Consider the following 19,271-nt stretch of genomic DNA (forward strand, 5'->3'; position numbering starts at 1 on the left):
CGGTCAATCCTTGGACATGCCGGAGACATGTCCAACCCTTAACTGGCCGCTATCGGCCTTGCGCTACCTCTCCGGCGGCCGCGTTCAGAGGCACGTGACTCTGAAACGCCCTTCGCGGGGGCGACTACCTGACCTTACTCTGCGGCTTCGAGCTCCGCGGGGGCTGTTGTCACCGTGGCCTTCGCATTGCTGAAGGTCAGCACGCCGTCGGCAATCGCACCGGTGCGCATGTCGATGCGATCCTGCACATAATTCTGGCTGAGCCGCCACGGCAGCGCAGCCGTGCTCTTGGGCATGATGTGCAGCGAACGCTGGATATAGCCCGACGAGAAGTCGAAGACATTTTCCTCTTCGAGGCTTGCTGGATCGGCGAGAGCAGGGGTCGCAACCGTCGTCCCGGTATCGCGCATATGGTTGAGCACGCGGCAGACATATTCGGACACGATGTCGGCGCGCAACGTCCAACTTGCGTTGAGATAGCCGAACACCGCCGAGAAATTCGGGACGTTCGAGAACATGCACGCCTTGTAATAGAAATGATCGTGCCAATCGATCGGCGCGCCGTCGACCCGCACCGGAATCTTGCCCGCGACCGCTAGTTTCAGGCCCGTCGCGGTGATGATGATGTCGGCGTCGAGATGCTTGCCCGACTTTAACTGGATGCCCGAGGCGTCGAACTTCTCGATATGATCGGTCACGACCGATGCCTCGCCTGCCTTCATCGCTTCGAAGAAGTCGGCGTCGGGGACGAGGCACAGCCGCTGCTCCCACGGATTGTAGGGCGGGGTGAAGGCTTCGGCGTCATAATGGTCGCCAAGGCTCGCCTTCAGCTTCTTGGTCAGGAACTCCTTGACCTTCTCGGGCTTTTCGCGCGCGCGGCGAAACGCGATGTCCTGCAGCCGGACATTCTTGAAGCGCGTGATCTTGTAAGCGAGCTCTTCGGGCAGGAATTTGCGCAGGAAGTTGGCGAAGCCGTCCTTGGCCGGGCGGATGAAATACCAGGTCGGCGTCCGCTGGAGCATCGTGACGTGCGCCGCCCCCTTCATCGAGGGGACGATCGTCACCGCGGTCGCGCCCGACCCGATCACGACGACCTTCTTGCCCTGATAATCGAGATCCTTCGGCCAGAATTGCGGGTGGATGATCTGGCCCTGGAAATCCTCGCGCCCCGCGAATCCCGCGTCGAAGGGCTCGTCATAGTCGTAATAGCCCGACCCGAGATAAAGCCAGCGCGCGGTGGTTGTCGAAGTCGCGCCTTCGCTGTCCTCCATCGTCACCGTCCAGCGCGCGGCGGCGCTGTCCCAGTCGGCGCCGACGACCTTGCGGTCGAAGCGGATGCGTTCGCGGATATGGCGCTCGTCGACGATACGGTTCAGATATTCGAGGATCGCCGGGCCGTCGGCGATCGATTTTTCATGCTTCCACGGTTCGAAGATGAAGCCGAGCGTGTGCATGTCGCTGTCCGAACGGATGCCGGGATAGCGGAAAAGATCCCAGGTGCCGCCAAGCTGTTCACGGCGTTCGACGAGGGCGAAGCTGCGGTCGGGGCAATTCATCTGTAGATGCACCGCCATGCCGATGCCCGAAATGCCGGCGCCGACGATCAGCACATCCTGATCGACCGGTGCAGCCTTTGCGTCCACGGGGCGTTCCATCGTCGCCGTGCCTGCCATCATCTCGTCTCCCGTCTGCTTTTGGGTGGCAGCTTACGCACCGCGTTGCATTTTGCAATCGAATTGACAGCCCTGAAAGTAGGGGTTTGCGAGGCGCCGTCCCTTGTGGCTGTCACATTATTGTCATAGGGGCGAAACCCAATTGTCATCAATCTGCCATCGCGCCGCATCAACTATAGGAAAGGATTGATCTAAATGCGCCAGATCGCGGTCCTGCCCTATCGATTCGGCGGCCCTCAGCAGGACGGCCCGACCGAAATCCTGCTGATCACCTCGCGCGAAACGAAGCGCTGGGTGGTGCCGAAAGGCAATCCGCTCAACGGGATGACGCGCCACGCTGCCGCGGCGATCGAAGCTGAGGAAGAGGCGGGCGTGATCGGCGCGGTCTGTCCGACGCCAATCGGCAGCTATGAATATCGCAAGCGCCGCGCGAACGGCGCGTCGATCATGTACAATGTCGAGGTCTTTCCGCTCGCGGTGACCAACGAACTCGACGAGTGGAAGGAAATGGATGAGCGCGAACGCAAATGGTTCTCGTTCCGCGAGGCCGCGAAGGCGGTCGACGAGGCCGATTTGCAGGCGCTGATCCGTTCCTTCGGCGATGGCGGCTTCCGCGCCGTCGCGCAGCCGCGCGACGTGGTTCAGAATATGAGTGACAAGACAGGGGTAAGCCGCATGTTCGCATGGTTTCAGCGTTTGCTGCCGCGACAGGGAAATTTCTTCGAATTGTTCGAAGGCCACGCGGCGACGCTCGTCGCGGGGGCGAACGCGCTGTCGCGGATGCTACAGGGCGGGGAGGGCATGGCCGACCATGTCCAGGAGATCATCGAGCGCGAGCATGATGCCGACGCGATTACGCGCGAAGTGCTTCAGACCGTCCGCCGTACTTTCCTGACCCCCTTCGACCGCAGCGCGATCACCGATCTAATCGCCTCGATGGACGATGCGATCGACGAAATGCAGAAGACCGCGGGTGCGGTCGACCTCTACGACGTCACCGAGTTCGAGCCCGAGATGCGCGACATCGCGGGCATCATCGTCGATGCCGCGCGCCTGACCGCCGAGGCGCTACCGCTGCTCCGCAACATTGGCGCCAACGGCCCGCGCCTCCACGAACTCACCGAACGGCTGGTGCGGATGGAGGGCCATGCCGACGAAATCCACGCCGCGGGGCTCAAGCGTCTGTTCCGCGAACATGGCGAGGCGAATCCGACGCGCTTCCTGATCGCGCGCGAGCTGTTCCGCCATCTCGAACGCGTCACCGACAGTTTCGAGGATGTCGCGAACGAAATCGACGGCCTGGTCATCGACCACGCATAAGCGGGGGCGTCCTTCATGCACGAACTCGCTTTCCCGCTCCTCGCCGGCCTTATCGTCCTCGCGCTGGCGTTCGACTTTCTGAACGGTCTGCACGACGCCGCCAATAGCATCGCGACCGTCGTCGCGACGCGCTTGCTGCGTCCGGTGCAGGCGGTGCTGTTCGCCGCCTTCTTCAACTTCGCCGCCTATTTCCTCAGCCTTGCTTTCCCGGCGCTGCACAAGGTGGCGGAGACGATCGGCGCGGGCTTGATCGACAAGGATCTGGTGACGCCGGCGGTCGTGTTCGGCGCGCTGGTCGGCGCGATGTTCTGGAATGTCGTCACCTGGCTCAAGGGCATTCCCTCTTCGTCGAGCCACGCGCTCGTCGGCGGGATCGTCGGCGCGGGCGTTGCCCATGCGGGATTTGAAGGCATCCAGTGGACCGGGCTCAACAAGACGGTCATCGCGATCTTCCTGTCGCCGATGCTCGGCATGTTCCTCGCGATGCTGGTGATGTTGATCAGCAGTTGGGCGCTCCGCCGCGCCACCGCGAAGTTTGCGGAGAGCACGTTCCGTACTCTCCATCTCTTCTCGTCGGCTGCCTATTCGCTGAGCCACGGGCTCAACGACGCGCAGAAGACGATGGGGATCATCGCGGTCCTCCTCTATTCGACCGGCTATCTGTCGGGCGAATTCCATGTGCCGCACTGGGTCGCCTTCGCCTGCTATATCGCGATCGCCCTGGGCACGCTGTCGGGCGGGTGGAAGATCATCGAGACGATGGGCGGCCGCATCACCAAGCTGTCGCACCATCAGGGTTTCGCCGCCTCGACCGGGGGGTCGATCATGGTATTCACCGCGAGCCTGCTCGGCATTCCGGTTTCGACGACGCACACGATCACCGGCAGCATCATCGGCGCCGGCGTCGCGCGCCGTGCGAGCGCGGTGCGTTGGGGCGTCGCGGGCAATGTCGTCGCGGCTTGGTTCATCACCATACCCGCGAGCGCGGTCGTCGCGGCGGCTTTTTACGGGATTACGCGGCTGTTCTGACCTTGGAGGCTTTTGACAGGCGGGCCAAACCGCTTCATGTTCGTCTGCGATCAGGCGGGGAGGATGTGGTTTGAGATTCTGGGCCGGTGGTTTGCTCCTGTTCGCTTTTTTGTCGTCCGGGGTGCGGGGAGCCGAGACGCCCGCAGTCGACCCGGCCAGCCTCGATAACGACGCACTGCTGAAGCGGGCTACGGCGCTCTACGCCGCGGAAGGGACGAGCGCATGCCGAGACATGGTCCCGGTCCTGACGGAGATCGTACGGCGGAAATCTTTCGATCCGAGCTTTGTCTCGTTCAAGCTGCGGTTCGACTTGCAATGCGCGATCGATGAGAAGCGCTATGATGAGGCCTATGCGCTGCTGACCCAGAACGAAAAGGTAAACGGCCCAGTCGTGGCGCCGATCGCCACGGTGATGATTGCGCTGGAAGCGAAGCAATATGATGCGGCGATCGACCGCCTGATCGCCGGGGCGATGAAGCCTGCCGACGCGGGCGGACTGGCTGACCCGATCAACAATTTTCGCTGGCTGGGCCGCAAGCTGGCGGAGGCCGACCGACCCGATCTGGCATTGGCCCTGAACCGCCGCTTCGTGAATGCGCCGATCTTCCGGACCCTGCCTGACCGTGACCGGGATAATGTCCGCGAGAGCTTGTTCGTGCGCGAGGTCGAGGCCGGCAATATCGAGGCCGCGAGGCCGCTGCTTGACAGTATCACCGAGCCCTTTTGGTATTTCCGCCTGCTCGCCGATCGCCGCTATTCCGCTTTCTGGCCCGAGCTTGAACGCAGCGCGGGGCCGAACATGGAGAGCGCGTTCGAGACCAATATCGGAAGGGCGCGGGCCGACCGGCGCCGGAGTCCCGAGGATATCGAGAAACTGTCGGCGCTTGTCACCGCGCTCGACGAGGCCGGCCGTTATGACGAGGTGCTGGCACTGACCGAGAGTTTCGCCGATCCGGCGAAGTTTGAGACGCTGGGCGAATATCATTTCTGGGCCCTTGATTCGCGGACCAATGCGCTGGATGGACTGGGACGCGAAGCGGAAGCGAACGCGCTGTTCGACGCGATGGCTGCGATCCCGTTCGATGCGAACAAGAATGGTTGGCTGGTCAACTTCGTGGCGAATCGGACCGCCCGCCTCGCGAGAATGGGCGAATGGGAGAAGGCGTTGGCGGCATCCGAGCGTGCCATCTTTGTGGCAAGCCAATATGGCAGCCCCTATGTGCGGCAGTTCCTCGCCGCGGACCGCGCCTGCGCGCTGGAGAAACTCGGTCGGAAGGCTGAATCGCTGCCGCTGCTCGCCACCGTGGAGAAAAACCGCGCCGATTCGCCGTCGGCGGCGGTTGAGGCGTTGCAATGCGCCGGACGCACCGACCGCGCGGCGGAAATCGTGATCGAATCGCTCCGCGATCCCGCGCTGCGCACCGACATGCTGCGCAATTTGCAGGGTCAGGAGTTCACGACGCAGGCGGTACGAACCGACGGCGAGGATCATTTTCTGCCGCTCAAGTCGCGGCCCGACGTTGCGGCGATCTACAACGAGGTGGGCCGCGACCTGCCCTCTTCGCTGGTCACGCCGGCGGGCAAGCGCTGGTTGGAACAGCAGGCGGCCGCCTCGGCGGCAACCGGCGGTTAGACCACCGCCCCGAACAAATCATGCTCGTCGGCGTCCTCGATCTCGACGTCGACGATGTCGCCGGGCTTCAGTGTCTCCGCGACGTCGCGGAGATAGACGTGGCCGTCGATCTCGGGCGCGTCGGCCTGGCTGCGGCCGGTGGCGCCGATGCTGCCGTCTTCGTCGGCTTCGCCGACCTCGTCGATGATCACGGGCAGCGTGCGGCCGATCTTGGCTTCGAGCTTCGCGGCGCTGATCGCAGCGGTTTTCGCCATGATCCGCTGATAGCGCTCTTCCTTGACCTCTTCGGGCACGGGATCGGGCAGCGCGTTGGCCTGGGCGCCCGCAACGGGTTCGAAGCGGAAGGCGCCGACGCGGTCGAGCTGCGCTTCGTCTAGCCAGTCGAGAAGATATTGGAAATCTTCTTCGGTTTCGCCGGGGAAGCCTACGACGAAGCTCGAGCGGATCGAAATGTCGGGGGCGATCGCGCGCCAGCTCTTTAGCCGTTCGAGCACCTTCGCTTCGTTCGCAGGGCGCTTCATGCGCTTGAGGACGCTCGGGCTCGCGTGCTGGAAGGGGATATCCAGATATGGGGTCAGCAGCCCCTCGGCCATCAGCGGAATGACAGCGTCGACGTGCGGATAGGGATAAACATAGTGGAGGCGCACCCACGGCGCGCGGCCTTCGCCGATCCTGAGCTGGCCGAGTTCGCGCGCGAGGTCAGTCATGTGTGCGCGCACCTCGCGGCCGTGCCATTGGCGCGGGTCGTGACGAATATCAACGCCATAGGCCGAAGTATCCTGGCTGATCACCAGCAATTCCCTCGTCCCCGCGGCGACGAGCTTTTCGGCCTCGCGCAGCACCGCATCGATACGGCGGCTGACGAGTTTACCGCGCAGGTCGGGAATGATGCAGAAAGAGCAGCTGTGGTTGCAGCCTTCGCTGATCTTCAGATAGCTGTAATGGCGCGGGGTGAGCTTGAGCCCGCCCTCGGGCACCAGATCGATGAACGGGCCCTGCGTCGGCGGCGCGGCGTCGTGGACGGCGTCGACGACCTGCTCGTACTGATGCGCGCCGGTGACCGCGAGCACCTTGGGGAAGCGGGCGCGGATGACGTCGGCCTCGTTACCCATGCAGCCGGTGACGATGACGCGACCGTTCTCGGCCATCGCTTCGCCGATCGCCTCGAGGCTTTCTTCCTTCGCCGAGTCGAGGAAGCCGCAGGTGTTGACGAGCACGACGTCGGCGCCCGCATAGTTGGGCGAGAGGCCGTAACCATCGGCGCGGAGCTTGGTCAGAATCCGTTCGCTGTCGACGAGCGCCTTGGGGCAGCCGAGCGAAACCATGCCGACCTTCGGCTGGGAGGGGAGCGTTTTGACTGTCATGATTGGCGGCGCCCATAGTCGATTTCGCGGCGCTTGTCACGCGCGGCGCTTATGGGCATGGAGCGCGCGGTTCGGACGAAAAGGGTGAATATATGGCGATCGGAGCATTTGCGGCGATTTCGGCGGCGATGGCGGTCGCGGCGGGCGCGTTCGGCGCGCATGGCGCGTCGGGGCCGCAGGAGGCCGAGTGGCTGCGCACCGGCGGCGTCTATCAACTGGTCCATGCAGTCGCGGCGCTCGCCATCATGGGGTTCGCGCGCGGACCGGCGATCATGCTGCTCGGCGGCGCGGCGATCTTTGCGATTACGCTCTATGCGATGGCGCTGGGCGCGCCGCGCTGGCTCGGCGCGGTGACGCCGGTCGGCGGCGGCCTGCTGATCATCGGCTGGCTTTACTGGCGGGCCTAGCAGGGGGCGGGAGCAGGCGGGGCGCTAGCCGCCGGGAACGCTTGCTTCGGACTCTTCGCAGCGGACGACCTCGACGATCATGTCGCCATGCGCGAGTTGCTGTGCTTCGGGCTCCCAGAAGCCATAGGGCTTGCCACCGCGATAGATGCGCAGGCCGCGTCCGCCGCTGGCGAGCTGGTCGATGCCAAGCCCTACCTCTTCGGCGGCGATCCGCCGTTCGCGAAGCTGGACCCGACCGCCGATGCTGGCAAGGTCGGCCATATATTCTGCGACATGCGCACCCTGTGCCGATCCGGCAAGCAGCAGGCCGGTGAAGCTGACCGGGTTGATGACATTGTTCGCGCCTGCCTGTCGTGCCAGCAGTTCATTGTCCTGCGCACGGATGACGACGCTGATGGGCACGTTCGGCGCAAGATGACGGACGGTGAGCACGATCAGGATGGAGGTGTCGTCGCGTCCCGCCGAGACGAGCACCGATTGCGCCTCGTTGATCCGCACGTCGACGAGCGTGTCGTCGTTCGACGCATCGCCCTCGAGCACATTGCAACCCGCGGCTTCGGCGGCATTGATCCGGTTGCGTGCCTGGTCGATCACGACGATGCACGACGGGTCGGTGCCGCGCTGGATCAACTCGTGCACAGCCTCGCCGCCGCTGACGCCGTAGCCGAGTACGACGATATGGTTGGTGAGTTTGGACTGAATGCGGGCCATACGCCATTTTTCCCATGTGCGCTTGATGACGAAATTATAGGCGGTGCCGACGAAGATGAAGAGCACCGCGATGCGGATCGGCGTGACGATCACGGCTTCGATCAGCCGCGACCGGTCCGATATCGGGGCAATATCGCCGAACCCGGTCGTCGTGACCGAGATCATCGTGAAATAGACGACGTCGAGGAAGCTGATCTTGCCGTCATGATGGTCGATCAAGCCATCGCGATCGATCCAGTGGACGAGCACGACCACGCCGATCAACAGGAAGGCGACGCCAAGCCGGGTGATAAGGTCGGCCCAGACCGGCCATTTGCTTGCGCGCTTCAGCAGGTGGAAGCCGCTCTGGATCTGGAGCTTGGGGTTCGGCCGTTTGCTCATCGCGGCCCTTGTGCCAAAGCCGCGCGCGTAACGCTAGCCGCCATAAGCGCCGCGCAGCGCGGCGAGCGAGGCGTCGTGGGTCAGATCGAGCTGGAGCGGAGTGACCGAAATATAATCGTCGTCGATCGCCTCGAGATCGCTGTCATGGCCGAGGCTGTGCTCGATGCCGTGCAGCCCGAACCAGTAATAGCGATAGCCGCGCGGGTCGGTGCCCTCGACGATCGAGCCGCGGCCATAGTCGTGGAAACCCTGCCTTGTAACGCGAATGCCCTTGACCTCGGCGGCGGGCAATGCGGGGAAGTTGATATTGATGAGCGTGCGTGGCGCCATGTCCATCGTCACGAGCGGGGCCAGCACCTTGGCGCCCCAATGTTCGGCCGCCTCGAACGGCACGCTGTCGCCCATGCCTTCGCGGGCATAGACCTGACTGAGCGCGATGGCGCGGATGCCCGCGAGCGCCCCTTCGATCGCCGCCGAAACGGTGCCCGAATAGGTGATGTCATCGCCAAGGTTGGCGCCGCGATTGACGCCCGAAAGGATGAGGTCGGGCTTTTCGGGCATCAGCTTGCCGATCGCCATCATCACCGAATCGGTCGGAGTGCCGCTACACGACCAGCGGCGCGGCCCATGCTCGCGGATGCGCACGGGACGCGAGAGGGTGAGCGAGTGGCCCGCGCCCGATTGTTCCTCGGACGGGGCGCAGACCCAGATGTCGTCTGAAAGCTGCCGCGCGATCGCCTCCAGCACCGCCATGCCGGGGGCGTGATAGCCGTCGTCGTTGGTGAGGAGGATGCGCATTATTGTGACTTTCCTTGCTCGTCACCCCGGACTTGATCCGGGGTCCATGACGCCGTCGCCGAATGGATGCCGGATCAAGTCCGGCATGACGAAAATGTTAAATCGCAGGGATAAGTTTCGTGATCCCGCCCATATAGGGCAGCAACGCCTTCGGAATGTCGACGCTGCCGTCGGCCTGCTGATAATTTTCGAGGATCGCGACGAGCGTGCGGCCGACCGCAAGGCCCGAGCCGTTGAGCGTATGGACGAACTCGTTGCCCTTTACGTCCTCGCGGCGGAAACGCGTGTTCATGCGGCGCGCCTGGAAGTCGCCGCAGTTCGAGCAGCTCGAAATCTCGCGGTAGCTGTCCTGCCCCGGCAGCCAGACTTCGAGGTCGTAGGTCTTGCGCGCCGCGAAGCCCATGTCGCCGCTGCACAGCAGCATTTTCCGATACGGCAGCTCGAGCGCCTCGAGGATTTCCTCGGCCGCGCGCGTCTTGCGTTCGAGTTCGGCATCGCTGTCCTCGGGGCGGGTGATCGAAACCAGCTCGACCTTCCAGAATTGATGCTGGCGGATATAGCCGCGCGTGTCGCGTCCCGCCGATCCGGCTTCGGAGCGGAAGCAGGGGGTGAGCGCGGTCATGCGGATGGGCAGATCGGCCTCGGGCAATATCTCTTCGCGCACCGCGTTGGTCAGGCTCATCTCGGAGGTCGAGATCAGCCAGCGGCCGTCGGTGGTCTGGAACAGGTCCTCGCGGAATTTCGGGAGCTGCGTCGTGCCGAACGCCGCCTCGTCGCGCACCATCAGCGGCGTCGCGCATTCGGTATAGCCCGCCTCGACCGTCTGCTTGTCGATCATGAACTGGCCGAGAGCGCGCTCGATCCGCGCCATCTGGCCTTTCAGGAAAGCGAAGCGCGCGCCCGACATTTTCGCCGCGGTCTCGAAGTCGAGCCCGAGCGCGGGCGCGAAGTCGGCATGTTCCTTTGGGCTGAAGTCGAAGCTGCGCGGCGTGCCCCAGCGCGAGATTTCGACATTGCCCGCTTCGTCTTCGCCATCCGGAACGTCATCGGCGGGGAGGTTGGGGAGCGCGGCGAGCCTGTCCTGCAGCGCCGCCAGTTGCGCGCGTTCGGCTTCCTCCTTGGCGGGAAGGGAGGTCTTCAATTCGGCGACTTCGGCCTTCAGCGCCTCGGCCTGGTCCTTGTCGCCCTGCGCCATCGCCTGCCCGATCAGCTTCGACGCCTCGTTGCGGCGCGCGAGCGCTGCCTGAATCTCGGTCTGCAGCGCGCGCAGCGACGCGTCGGCGGCAAGAATATCGGCGGACAAGGGGTCGAGGCCGCGGCGCGCGAGGCCGGCATCGAAGGCTTGCGGGTCATCCCGGATCAGGCGGATATCGTGCATGGCGGCGCTATGGCGTTGCGGGGTGCAAGGCGCAAGCCCGACTTCACCTGATCCTCCCTGTCGCGAAGCGATGGGGAGGGGGACCGCTCGCGTAGCGAGTGGTGGAGGGGCCGCGCCATAGCCCCTCCGTCAGCGCTGCGCCGAAGACGCAGTTTATCCTGAGCGCCCGCAAGGCAGTCGAAGGCCGCCGCCGCCTCCCCATCGCTGCGCGACAGGGAGGATTATTTTTCCAGCATCGCCGCGAGCTGGCCGATCGCCGTGCCCCATCCTTCCTGGAAACCCATTTCGTCGTGCTTCGCGCTGTCCTCAGGGTTCTTGTGGAGCACGCGCGCCGAATAGAGCGTGCCGCCGTCCTTCGCCTCGAAGGTCAGGATCGCGGTCAGCGCGAGCCAGGGTTCGGCGGGCTGCCAGCCTTCGGTCAGCACGGTCGTGAAGACGATGCGTTCGTTCGGCACCGCTTCGAGGAAACAGCCGTCGACATGCGGCCCGAAGTCGCCGCCGCCCTCGCGCATCCGCGTCACGAAACCGCCGCCGGGGCGCACGTCGAGCTTGTCGACGCGGCATTCGATCGGCGCGGGGATCCACCATTGCGCGAGTTTTGCAGGGTCGCTCCACGCGTCCCACACGACCGACGGCGGCGCGGCGATATGGCGCGCGATGGTGAGTTCGCTTTTGCTCATGATTTTTCCTCCGGGGGATTTAGCGATTCGACGAAAGCGGCGAGGCGGTCGGTGCGGCCCTGCCAGACGGCGCGTTGCTCCGCGAGCCAGCCCTCGGCCGCCGCAAGCCGCGCGGCATCGACGCGGCAGGTGCGGACACGGCCCTGCTTTTCGGTGTGGATCAACCCCGACGCTTCAAGAACCGAGAGATGTTTCAGGAAGGCGGGAAGGCCCATTTCGAACGGTTCGGACAGCCGCTTTACGGGAGCGGCGCCCGTGAGCAGCCGGCTGACGACGGCGCGGCGCGTCGGGTCGGCGAGCGCATGGAAAACGGTATCGAGGGCTGTTTGTTGGTTCGCCATATGGTGAACTATAGAGATGGTTTTCCATTTGGCAAACTGATTGGCGAAGGCGTTAAAAAAGGGCCGCCCCGAGGGGGCAGCCCTTAGTTCGGTGGTCCGGGTTAGCCCCCCTGACCGCCAGTGGATTTCCTCAAGCCGCGTCGGCGTCGTCGTCGTTGCGATTCGCAGCGCGGCGGCGCGCCACAAGCGCGGCTGCTGCTGCCCCGAACAATAGCATCATCGGCGGCGCAGGAACAGGGGTCGGATCGCCCGACGAGCTGCTGGTGCTGCCGCCCGAGCTCGACGAGGAACTCGACGACGAACTGCTGCTCGACGAAGAGGAGGACGAGCTGGTGCTGCCGGTGGAGCCGAAGCTGCTGCTGCCACCGGTCGCACCCGACGAGGTGCTGCTGCTCGACGAAGAGGAGGAAGAGGACGACGAACTGCTGCTCGACCCGCCCGAACTGCCGCCGTGCGACGAGCTGCCATGGCCGTGCGAGCTGCCGCCCGACGAAGAGGAACTCGATGAGGAGGATGAGGATGAGGAGCTCGACGATGAGCTGCTGCTCGACGACGAGGTGCTGACGCTGCCGGTCGAGGTCGACACATTGCCCGACGATGTCGAGGTGCTGACGCTGCCCGTCGAGGTCGACACGTTGCCCGAGGAAGTGCTGACGCTGCCGGTCGACGTCGACACGCCGCCCGTGGACGTCGACACGCCGCCGGTCGAGGTTGAAACGCCGCCCGTGGACGTCGAAACGCTGCCGGTCGAGGTCGAGACCCCCGACGAGGTGCTGGTCGAGGTCGACACGCCGCCCGTCGTCGTCGAGGTGACGACGATGCTGCCGCTGCTGCCGCCGCCCGAGCTGCCGCCGAAGAAGCCCCCGAAGAAGCCGCCGCCGAACCCGCCGCCAAAACCGCCGCCGATGACCGTCACGCCGCCGCCGCTACCGCCGCCGCCTTCCCAGCCCGATTGCGGAAAGGGCGCGTAGGGGATCGGGGGCAAGGGGATCGTCTGCGTCACCACCTGCGTCTGCGGGGTGATGGTGCGGATCACCTTCTTCGTCGTAACGACGCGGCGGACGCGCTTCACCGGCTTGCGCGCAGCGTGGCGTTTGCGCACGACCTTTTTCTTGGCGACGCACGGCGAGCAGGACTGGACCTGCGCCCGCGCCTTCGGAACGTCGGTGATCTGCATCGCGCCGCTACCGATGATCGCCCCGCCGCAGGTGCAGGCGCAAAGCTTGGCAAGGGCCATTCGAACAGACATAGGCTTCTCTTTCTTTCCCGTTGCAGGTGCGAAGCGCCCTCGACCGACACCCCCAATTCACCTTCGCTATAACCCAAAAGGCCAAAGCTTTGTGAATGCGGCAATTCCGTTAACCGCGTTTACCTGTCCGAGAGCGGGAAAAGGAGCGCGGAATCAACAAAAAACGCCATATCTGTCCCAAAACAGCACGAATAATGCAGTAATCCTGTGCGATTGGTTAACCTTCGGACCTAAATCGCCGTCCCGGTGCGAGCGATGGGGTGACCGGACGGCCCGCGGATTCACCCCAAATATACAGACGGTTCATCGCCGCTTCACGCCAAGTCGCTATCGGCAGCTTCGGCGCTTGTATCGCGGGCGGTGGCTGGTTATAGGCGCGCCACTCCCTAAGCCGCTTGCGGCCCGCCGGGTGACAGGAAAGGACGCGAGAGCCCCTCATGCCGACCAAGATTGCCGATGTTGGCGCAGACGCGCTTCGTGAAGCCAGGTCCAATCTCGATTCGGATTATGTCCCCAGCGACGACGAAGAGTTTATGAACGAGCGGCAGCAGGATTATTTTCGCGGCCTGCTGCTCGCCTGGAAAAAATCGATCCTGTCCGAATCGGAATCGACGCTTGCGCATCTTCAGGATGGCCCGCTGCGCGAACCCGACCTCGCCGACCGCGCGTCGAGCGAGACCGATTGGGCGATCGAGCTGCGCACCCGCGATCGTCAACGAAAACTGATCGCCAAGATCGATTCGGCGATCCGCCGCATCGAAGAGGGCGAATATGGCTATTGCGCGGTGACCGGCGAGCCGATCTCGCTCGCGCGTCTGCAGGCCCGGCCGATCGCGACGATGACGCTGGAGGCGCAGGAGCGCCACGAGCGTAACGAACGGATTTCACGCGAGGATTGATCGCGGGCTCCGCGCCCCATTTACGATTCGGCAACTGCTGGGCCCTAGATTCCGCGCCTCGATACGAAAGAAACGGGGCGCAAATGGATTCGCAAAGACCGGCATCGGTGGACGAGGAGGTCGCGGCGCTGTCGCGCGGCGCCGATCGCGACAGCCTGTTCATGCAGGCGCAACTGGCGCTGCCCGGCGGCGGCGGGTCCGTCACCGTGCGCGTGCGCAACCTATCGCCCGGCGGGATGCTTGCCGAGGGCAAGGTCGTCGTCGCGCAAGGAGCGGCGGTCGAAGTCGACTTGCGTAACATCGGGCCGGTCGCCGGGCGCGTGATCTGGGTCGGCGAGGGCAAGTTCGGCATCGCCTTCGACCGCGCGATCGATCCGCAGGCGGTGCGTCGTCAGGTGGTTTCGCAGTCCGATTTGCCGCCGCATCTGCGGCGCACGGGCCTCGAGCGGGGGCCCCTCTATCGCCGGCGCTGATGCGTCCTTGAACAGGGTGGCATCAGCGGGGCGATAGCGCTGGCGATCAGCCGATCGCGAGCATCTCCTCCTTGAGTTTCAGTTTCTGCTTCTTGAGCTGCGCGACGACTCCGGTATCGGGGGCGGGACGGCGCTCTTCATTCGCAATTTTCGCATCGAGGTCCGCGTGGCGGGACTTCAGGGTGGAAAGGTGCGACGTGCTCATTGGCATTCTCCTTTTCGACTCGATGGGCAGGACGAAGTAAAACATGAAACCGCCCCGATGTCGTGACGATTCGCTCAGGCGGTCCCCGTTGCGGACTAATGGTGAACGTGGCAGGGAGGCCGTGTGAGCCCCGAGGAAATTACCCAGCGCCTGGAACTGCTTCGCATCGAGCATCGCGACCTCGACGCCGCGATCATCGCGCTCGGCGAAGGGACGGCGGCCGACCAGCTGCAGATCGCGCGGCTGAAAAAGCGCAAGCTCAAGCTGCGCGACGAGATCGCCTGGTGCGAGGATCAACTGCTGCCCGACATCATCGCCTAGGATCGGCCGACATTCGGCCCATGCCGGCCTGCAAATGGCGATTTCCCGCGCTTCCGGTGCTCACCTACTGAAGTAGGCCGCGCTCCGGGTCGCGAAAAATCACCATTTTCGGCTCGGCCTGAGCCAAATCTCGACCAATCCTAAATGCCTGAATTAAAACGGGACGTCCGATGCCCTCAATTTCATGGTTACCGACGTTGCGGACCCGATAGCGGACATGGCATCTCCGGTGTCATGGCCGGCGGGGACATGAACATGATGGCGATCGATGTGCCGGTGCAGCGCGCGCAGGTCGAAAATCTCTATGTCGAGGCGATGCTGCTCGCCGACGAGGCGCATGCGGCCTTTGCCGCGCAGCGCGACCTCGGCAGTGTTCGCGGCAACGCGGCGGCGCAGATCGGCCTCGCCTGCGAATCGCTGAAGACGACGACGCGGCTGATGCACGTCATCGCCTGGCTACTCCACCGCCGCGCGATGTTCGCGGGGGATCCGGGCGCCGGGCCAAACGACAGCGCGGCGCGGATCGGCGCGCCGGTCGCGGCCGACTGGAATGTCTGCGAAGGGTTCGACGCGTCGGTCCGCCGGATCATCGCCGCCAGCGAGCGGTTGTTCGAGCGGATCGCGGTAATGGAGGCCGGCTGGAAAGCGCCGGCAGTGACGCCGGTGCAGGCGCTGCTCGCGCGGCTGGAAGCGCGGCTTTGAAGCATGGGACGCGGGTTGCGAGCGGCGGGTTTTGGCCGGAAGCTGCCGTCGCCCCCGCGAAGGCGGGGGCCGCTGTCGGTTTACGCAGGCGCCGCTGAATAAGGCCGCTAGCGGCCCCCGCCTTCGCGGGGGCGACGCATTCTCTAAACGGCAGCTCCCCACCCCGAAGCCGACCCCGAGTCCGGAGCTACCCCAGCCACTCCACCCACGCGCCATGCGCATGCGCGTGGGCCAGTTTCTTCGGCGTCTCACCTCCCGGCCAATACCGCACCACCAATTCATGATGATGCACCGTCCGGTTCGCCTCGAGCGCGACCCACGCCAGCGGACGCTCGGGCGTCGCCCGCGCGCCCGCTTTTTCCATCGCGGCGGTGACGCGCGCCTGCTGGTCGGCGGGGACATATTGCCAGACGATCGAGTGCATGAGCAGCCGCGTCGTGCCCGCGACCTGAGGCTTTGCGAGCTCGGCTTCGACGAAATCGGCGGCGTTGGCGCGGACCAGATTCGGCTTTGCCGCATGCGCCTCGGCGATCGCGGCCTCGATGCGCGCGAAGCGGATTTCATGCTCGGGCCAGATATAGGCCTTGAGCCGCAGCGCCTGCGCGGGGTCGGTCAGATCGACCGGTGCGACGTCGCAGCCCTTGAGGCTCGCGATCTCGATGGCGTGCATCGGCGGATGGCGGCCGCGCCATTCGGGGGTAAAGGTCATAGCGCCCGGCTGCGGCCCGACATGCACGCCGCCGAGGTCGTAATGATAGCGATCGATCATCAGGTTGATCCCGGCGCTCGACCCGATCTCCAAGCATTCGAAGCGCGGCGGCACGCCCTGCTCGGCGAGCCAGAGCATCGCGGCGACGAAGTTCGACGAACGTCCCGCCTCATTGGTCTGCGGCGGGCCGTCGAGCCACGGGAGCAGCGCTGCCTCGTGCCGCCGGACGACCCCGGCGACGATGGCGTCGTCGTTGATATCCTCGGCATCGGCATAGACGGGCGCGAGCTCGTGCGCCGCGCCCGACAGGTGGAGCGCATGAATCCCGCCCGCGGCGCGCAGCGGCAGCGCATCGGCGAGCGGCGCGCCCTGCCAGCCTGCGATGCGGCGCGCGAATTCGCTCGCCGGTTTGTCGAGCAGCGATCCCAGCGCGGCGACGACGCGCGCGGTGACCCGCGCGTCATTGTGGCGGCAATAGGCGACCTGATTGGCGAAAGCGGTGCGGACGGCCTTCGGGCCGGTTTCGGCCATGTCGATGAAGTCGTAGCGGTCGCTCATTGCCCTTTTTCCTCTCGCCGCTTATGGGCGCGCAAGCTTATGCCCGAACCGATCATCTTTGCCATCCCGAAGGGACGCATCCTCGACGAGGCGCTGCCCCTGCTTGCGCGGGTCGGGATAGAACCTTCGGACGAGTTTTTCGACAAGAAAAGCAGAGCGTTAGTTTTTGGGACAAACCAGCCGCACATCTCGCTGATCCGCGTGCGCGCCTTCGATGTCGCGACCTTCGTCGCGCATGGCGCGGCGCAGCTCGGCATCGTCGGGTCGGACGTCGTCGACGAGTTCGATTATTCGGAACTTTACGCGCCGGTCGACCTTGGTATCGGCCACTGCCGCCTGTCGCTCGCGGGACCCGAGGGCAGCGCGCCGCCGGGGCTCGGCGAAAGCCATATCCGCGTCGCGACCAAATATCCCGGAACGACGCGCCGCTGGTTCGAGGCGCAGGGCATCCAGGCCGAGTGCATCAAGCTGAACGGCGCGATGGAGATCGCGCCGAAGCTGGGGCTTGCCTCGCACATCGTCGACCTCGTCTCGACCGGGCGCACGCTCGTCGAAAATGCCCTCGCCGAGCAGAAGATCATCAGCGAGGTGTCGGCGCGGCTGATCGTCAACCGCGCGGCGTTCAAGCTGCGTTCGGCCGAAGTGCCGGCGCTGGTCGAGAAATTCCGCGAGGCCGCAGCTCATGCGGCGGCTTGACGCCTCCGATCCCGGCTTTGCGGCCGAGTTCGACGCGCTGGTCAATGATCGGCGCGAGAGCGCATCCGACGTGTCGGCCGACGTCGCGGCGATCATCGCGCGGGTGAAGGCCGAGGGCGACGTGGCGCTCGCCGATTATACCGCGAAGTTCGACCGCTTCGATTTGGGCGCGAGCGGGTGGAGCATTTCGAAAGCCGAATGCGCCGCAGCCTATGAGGCGCTTGCGCCCGGGCTGCGCGATGCGCTGAACCTCGCCGCGACCCGCATCCGCGCCTATCACGCCGCGCAGCTTCCCGAGGACCGCGACTATCGCGACACCGCGGGCGCGCGGCTTGGCGCACGCTGGCGCGCGGTTGACGCGGCGGGTGTCTATGTCCCCGGCGGGCGCGCGGCCTATCCCTCGTCGGTGCTGATGAACATCCTTCCCGCCAAGGTCGCGGGGGTCGAGCGGATCGTGATGATGACCCCGACGCCGGGCGGCGAGACCAACCCGGTCGTGATGGCCGCGGCGCATATTGCCGGGGTCGACGAGATCTGGCGCGTCGGCGGCGCGCAGGCGATCGCGGCGCTCGCCTATGGTACCAACCGCATCGCGCCGGTGGATGTCGTAACGGGGCCGGGCAATGCGTGGGTCGCCGAGGCGAAGCGCCAACTCTACGGCGTCGTCGGTATCGACATGGTCGCGGGACCGAGCGAGATCGTCGTCGTCGCCGACGCAAAGAACGAACCGCACGTCATCGCCGCCGACCTGTTGAGCCAGGCCGAACATGATCCGACGAGCCAATCGATCCTCTTCACCGACGACGGCGACTTCGCCGATGCCGTCGCGGCGGCGGTCGCGCATGTCATCCCGACGCTCAGCACCGCATCGACGATGCAGGCGAGCTGGGCCGACAATGGCGCGGTGATCGTCGTGCCGCGCCTCGCCGACGCGATTCCCCTGTGCGACCGGCTCGCGCCCGAGCATCTCGAACTCGCGGTCGATCCCGCCGAGGCCGACGCGCTCTTCGCCAAGGTGCGCCACGCGGGCTCGGTCTTCCTTGGCCGCCAGACGCCGGAGGCGATAGGCGATTATGTCGCGGGGCCGAACCATGTCCTCCCCACCGGCCGCCGCGCGCGCTTTTCGAGCGGGCTGTCGGTCACCGACTTCATGAAGCGCACGAGCTTCCTCGCGCTCGACGAAGCGTCGCTGGCGGCGATCGGCCCCGCCGCCGTCGCGCTCGCGGGTGCCGAGGGGCTACCTGCCCATGCGCTCAGCGTCCAGAATCGATTAAAGTAGAAAAGCCATGAACAAACGCGCCCAATCCCGCTCCGCCGCCCGCCTCGCCGCCGTGCAGGCGCTCTACCAGCACGAGATGGAAGCGACGCCGGTCGCGCAACTCATCCACGAGTTCCACCAGCACCGCATCGGCGCGATCATCGAGGACGCCGAATATGCCGATGCCGACATTCCCTTTTTCGACGATATCGTGAAGGGCGTGCTTGCGCGCGCGGACGAAATCGACGCGGCGATCGTCGCGCGGCTCGCGAGCGGCTGGACGATGGACCGGCTCGACCGCACGATGAAGGCGATCCTGCGCGCGGGCACCTATGAGCTGATCGCGCGCGGCGACGTGCCCGTCGGCGCCGTGGTCAGCGAATATGTCGATGTCGCCAAGGCGTTTTTCGACCAGCGCGAGGCGGGGTTCGCGAACGGCTTGCTCGACGCGATCGGCAAGGATGTGCGGGGAACCAGCGCATAAGA

At 65.2% G+C, this 19,271-nt stretch carries 21 protein-coding genes; 12 read left to right on the top strand and 9 right to left on the bottom strand.

Translation table 11 applies throughout. From position 1 onward, the window contains the following. Positions 1-134 precede the first annotated feature (134 nt). Positions 135-1,673: a flavin-containing monooxygenase gene (locus FG95_RS13665; protein ID WP_235211565.1), complete on the bottom strand. Its 1,539-nt coding sequence runs from the start codon at positions 1,671-1,673 to the stop codon at positions 135-137. 195 nt (positions 1,674-1,868) lie between these two features. On the opposite strand from FG95_RS13665, the gene FG95_RS13670 reads away from it, so the two are divergent. From FG95_RS13670 to FG95_RS13680, 3 genes are all read left to right on the top strand, one after another. Beyond that, positions 1,869-2,993 (top strand): DUF47 family protein, encoded by a 1,125-nt coding sequence (locus tag FG95_RS13670; protein WP_200880203.1) that lies wholly within the window; start codon positions 1,869-1,871, stop codon positions 2,991-2,993. 15 nt (positions 2,994-3,008) lie between these two features. Next, positions 3,009-4,022, top strand: coding sequence for an inorganic phosphate transporter (locus FG95_RS13675; RefSeq protein WP_037556547.1), 1,014 nt, complete (start codon positions 3,009-3,011; stop codon positions 4,020-4,022). A gap of 121 nt (positions 4,023-4,143) precedes the next feature. After that, entirely contained in the window at positions 4,144-5,655 is a 1,512-nt protein-coding gene (locus FG95_RS13680) for a hypothetical protein (protein ID WP_152567652.1), read from the top strand. Here the strand turns inward: FG95_RS13680 and rimO are convergent. After that, entirely contained in the window at positions 5,652-7,019 is a 1,368-nt protein-coding gene (gene rimO / locus FG95_RS13685) for a 30S ribosomal protein S12 methylthiotransferase RimO (protein ID WP_037556550.1), read from the bottom strand. The two genes, FG95_RS13680 and rimO, sit on opposite strands and share 4 nt — an antisense overlap. 92 nt (positions 7,020-7,111) lie before the next feature. On the opposite strand from rimO, the gene FG95_RS13690 reads away from it, so the two are divergent. After that, on the top strand, positions 7,112-7,426 hold the full coding sequence (locus FG95_RS13690) for a DUF423 domain-containing protein (RefSeq protein WP_037556658.1): 315 nt from the start codon (positions 7,112-7,114) through the stop codon (positions 7,424-7,426). 24 nt (positions 7,427-7,450) lie between these two features. Here FG95_RS13690 and FG95_RS13695 read toward each other — a convergent pair whose 3' ends face one another. The 5 genes from FG95_RS13695 to FG95_RS13715 form a co-directional block, all read right to left on the bottom strand. After that, positions 7,451-8,518 carry a potassium channel family protein gene (locus FG95_RS13695; RefSeq protein ID WP_037556552.1) on the bottom strand — a complete coding sequence of 356 codons (1,068 nt, stop codon included), beginning with the start codon at positions 8,516-8,518 and terminating at the stop codon, positions 7,451-7,453. A gap of 33 nt (positions 8,519-8,551) precedes the next feature. Next, positions 8,552-9,316 carry a 5'/3'-nucleotidase SurE gene (gene surE, locus FG95_RS13700; protein WP_037556554.1) on the bottom strand — a complete coding sequence of 255 codons (765 nt, stop codon included), beginning with the start codon at positions 9,314-9,316 and terminating at the stop codon, positions 8,552-8,554. A 97-nt stretch (positions 9,317-9,413) separates the two neighbouring features. Continuing rightward, positions 9,414-10,694 carry a serine--tRNA ligase gene (serS, locus tag FG95_RS13705; protein ID WP_037556555.1) on the bottom strand — a complete coding sequence of 427 codons (1,281 nt, stop codon included), beginning with the start codon at positions 10,692-10,694 and terminating at the stop codon, positions 9,414-9,416. A 221-nt stretch (positions 10,695-10,915) separates the two neighbouring features. After that, positions 10,916-11,374 (bottom strand): SRPBCC family protein, encoded by a 459-nt coding sequence (locus FG95_RS13710; protein WP_037556556.1) that lies wholly within the window; start codon positions 11,372-11,374, stop codon positions 10,916-10,918. After that, on the bottom strand, positions 11,371-11,715 hold the full coding sequence (locus tag FG95_RS13715) for an ArsR/SmtB family transcription factor (protein ID WP_037556557.1): 345 nt from the start codon (positions 11,713-11,715) through the stop codon (positions 11,371-11,373). Before FG95_RS13715 ends, FG95_RS13710 begins: the two co-directional genes overlap by 4 nt. A gap of 155 nt (positions 11,716-11,870) precedes the next feature. Here FG95_RS13715 and FG95_RS21120 point away from each other — a divergent pair, with 155 nt between their 5' ends. The 3 genes from FG95_RS21120 to FG95_RS13730 all read left to right on the top strand — a co-directional run bounded on the left by FG95_RS21120 (position 11,871) and on the right by FG95_RS13730 (position 14,336). Next, positions 11,871-12,686 (top strand): hypothetical protein, encoded by an 816-nt coding sequence (locus tag FG95_RS21120; RefSeq protein ID WP_235211563.1) that lies wholly within the window; start codon positions 11,871-11,873, stop codon positions 12,684-12,686. A gap of 715 nt (positions 12,687-13,401) precedes the next feature. Next, complete coding sequence (dksA, locus tag FG95_RS13725; protein ID WP_037556559.1) at positions 13,402-13,863, top strand: RNA polymerase-binding protein DksA; 462 nt, start codon at positions 13,402-13,404, stop codon at positions 13,861-13,863. A 107-nt stretch (positions 13,864-13,970) separates the two neighbouring features. Beyond that, positions 13,971-14,336 (top strand): PilZ domain-containing protein, encoded by a 366-nt coding sequence (locus FG95_RS13730; RefSeq protein ID WP_037556660.1) that lies wholly within the window; start codon positions 13,971-13,973, stop codon positions 14,334-14,336. A gap of 46 nt (positions 14,337-14,382) precedes the next feature. Here the strand turns inward: FG95_RS13730 and FG95_RS13735 are convergent, their stop codons facing one another. Next, positions 14,383-14,541: a DUF465 domain-containing protein gene (locus FG95_RS13735; protein ID WP_081933159.1), complete on the bottom strand. Its 159-nt coding sequence runs from the start codon at positions 14,539-14,541 to the stop codon at positions 14,383-14,385. A 123-nt stretch (positions 14,542-14,664) separates the two neighbouring features. On the opposite strand from FG95_RS13735, the gene FG95_RS13740 reads away from it, so the two are divergent. Together FG95_RS13740 and FG95_RS13745 are read left to right on the top strand one after the other, a co-directional pair. Then, positions 14,665-14,862, top strand: a complete 198-nt coding sequence (locus FG95_RS13740; protein WP_037556561.1) for a YdcH family protein — start codon at positions 14,665-14,667, stop codon at positions 14,860-14,862. A gap of 234 nt (positions 14,863-15,096) precedes the next feature. After that, positions 15,097-15,564, top strand: coding sequence for a DUF1465 family protein (locus FG95_RS13745; protein ID WP_235211564.1), 468 nt, complete (start codon positions 15,097-15,099; stop codon positions 15,562-15,564). Positions 15,565-15,751: 187 nt separating this feature from the next. On the opposite strand, the gene FG95_RS13750 is transcribed toward FG95_RS13745, so the two are convergent. Continuing rightward, a complete protein-coding gene (locus FG95_RS13750) occupies positions 15,752-16,831 on the bottom strand; it encodes a DUF2332 domain-containing protein (protein WP_037556562.1) in 1,080 nt (359 codons plus the stop codon). 39 nt (positions 16,832-16,870) lie between these two features. On the opposite strand from FG95_RS13750, the gene hisG reads away from it, so the two are divergent. From hisG to nusB, 3 genes are read left to right on the top strand one after another with little or no spacing between them, the layout of a single operon-like run. Then, positions 16,871-17,527 (top strand): ATP phosphoribosyltransferase, encoded by a 657-nt coding sequence (hisG, locus tag FG95_RS13755; RefSeq protein ID WP_037556563.1) that lies wholly within the window; start codon positions 16,871-16,873, stop codon positions 17,525-17,527. Further along, positions 17,514-18,806, top strand: coding sequence for a histidinol dehydrogenase (gene hisD / locus FG95_RS13760; RefSeq protein WP_037556565.1), 1,293 nt, complete (start codon positions 17,514-17,516; stop codon positions 18,804-18,806). Before hisG ends, hisD begins: the two co-directional genes overlap by 14 nt. A gap of 7 nt (positions 18,807-18,813) precedes the next feature. Next, positions 18,814-19,269 carry a transcription antitermination factor NusB gene (gene nusB, locus FG95_RS13765; protein ID WP_037556566.1) on the top strand — a complete coding sequence of 152 codons (456 nt, stop codon included), beginning with the start codon at positions 18,814-18,816 and terminating at the stop codon, positions 19,267-19,269. The last annotated feature ends 2 nt before the right edge of the window (positions 19,270-19,271 follow it).

Source organism: Sphingopyxis sp. LC363, assembly GCF_000756385.1.
In the GTDB taxonomy this organism is placed as follows: Bacteria; Pseudomonadota; Alphaproteobacteria; order Sphingomonadales; family Sphingomonadaceae; genus Sphingopyxis.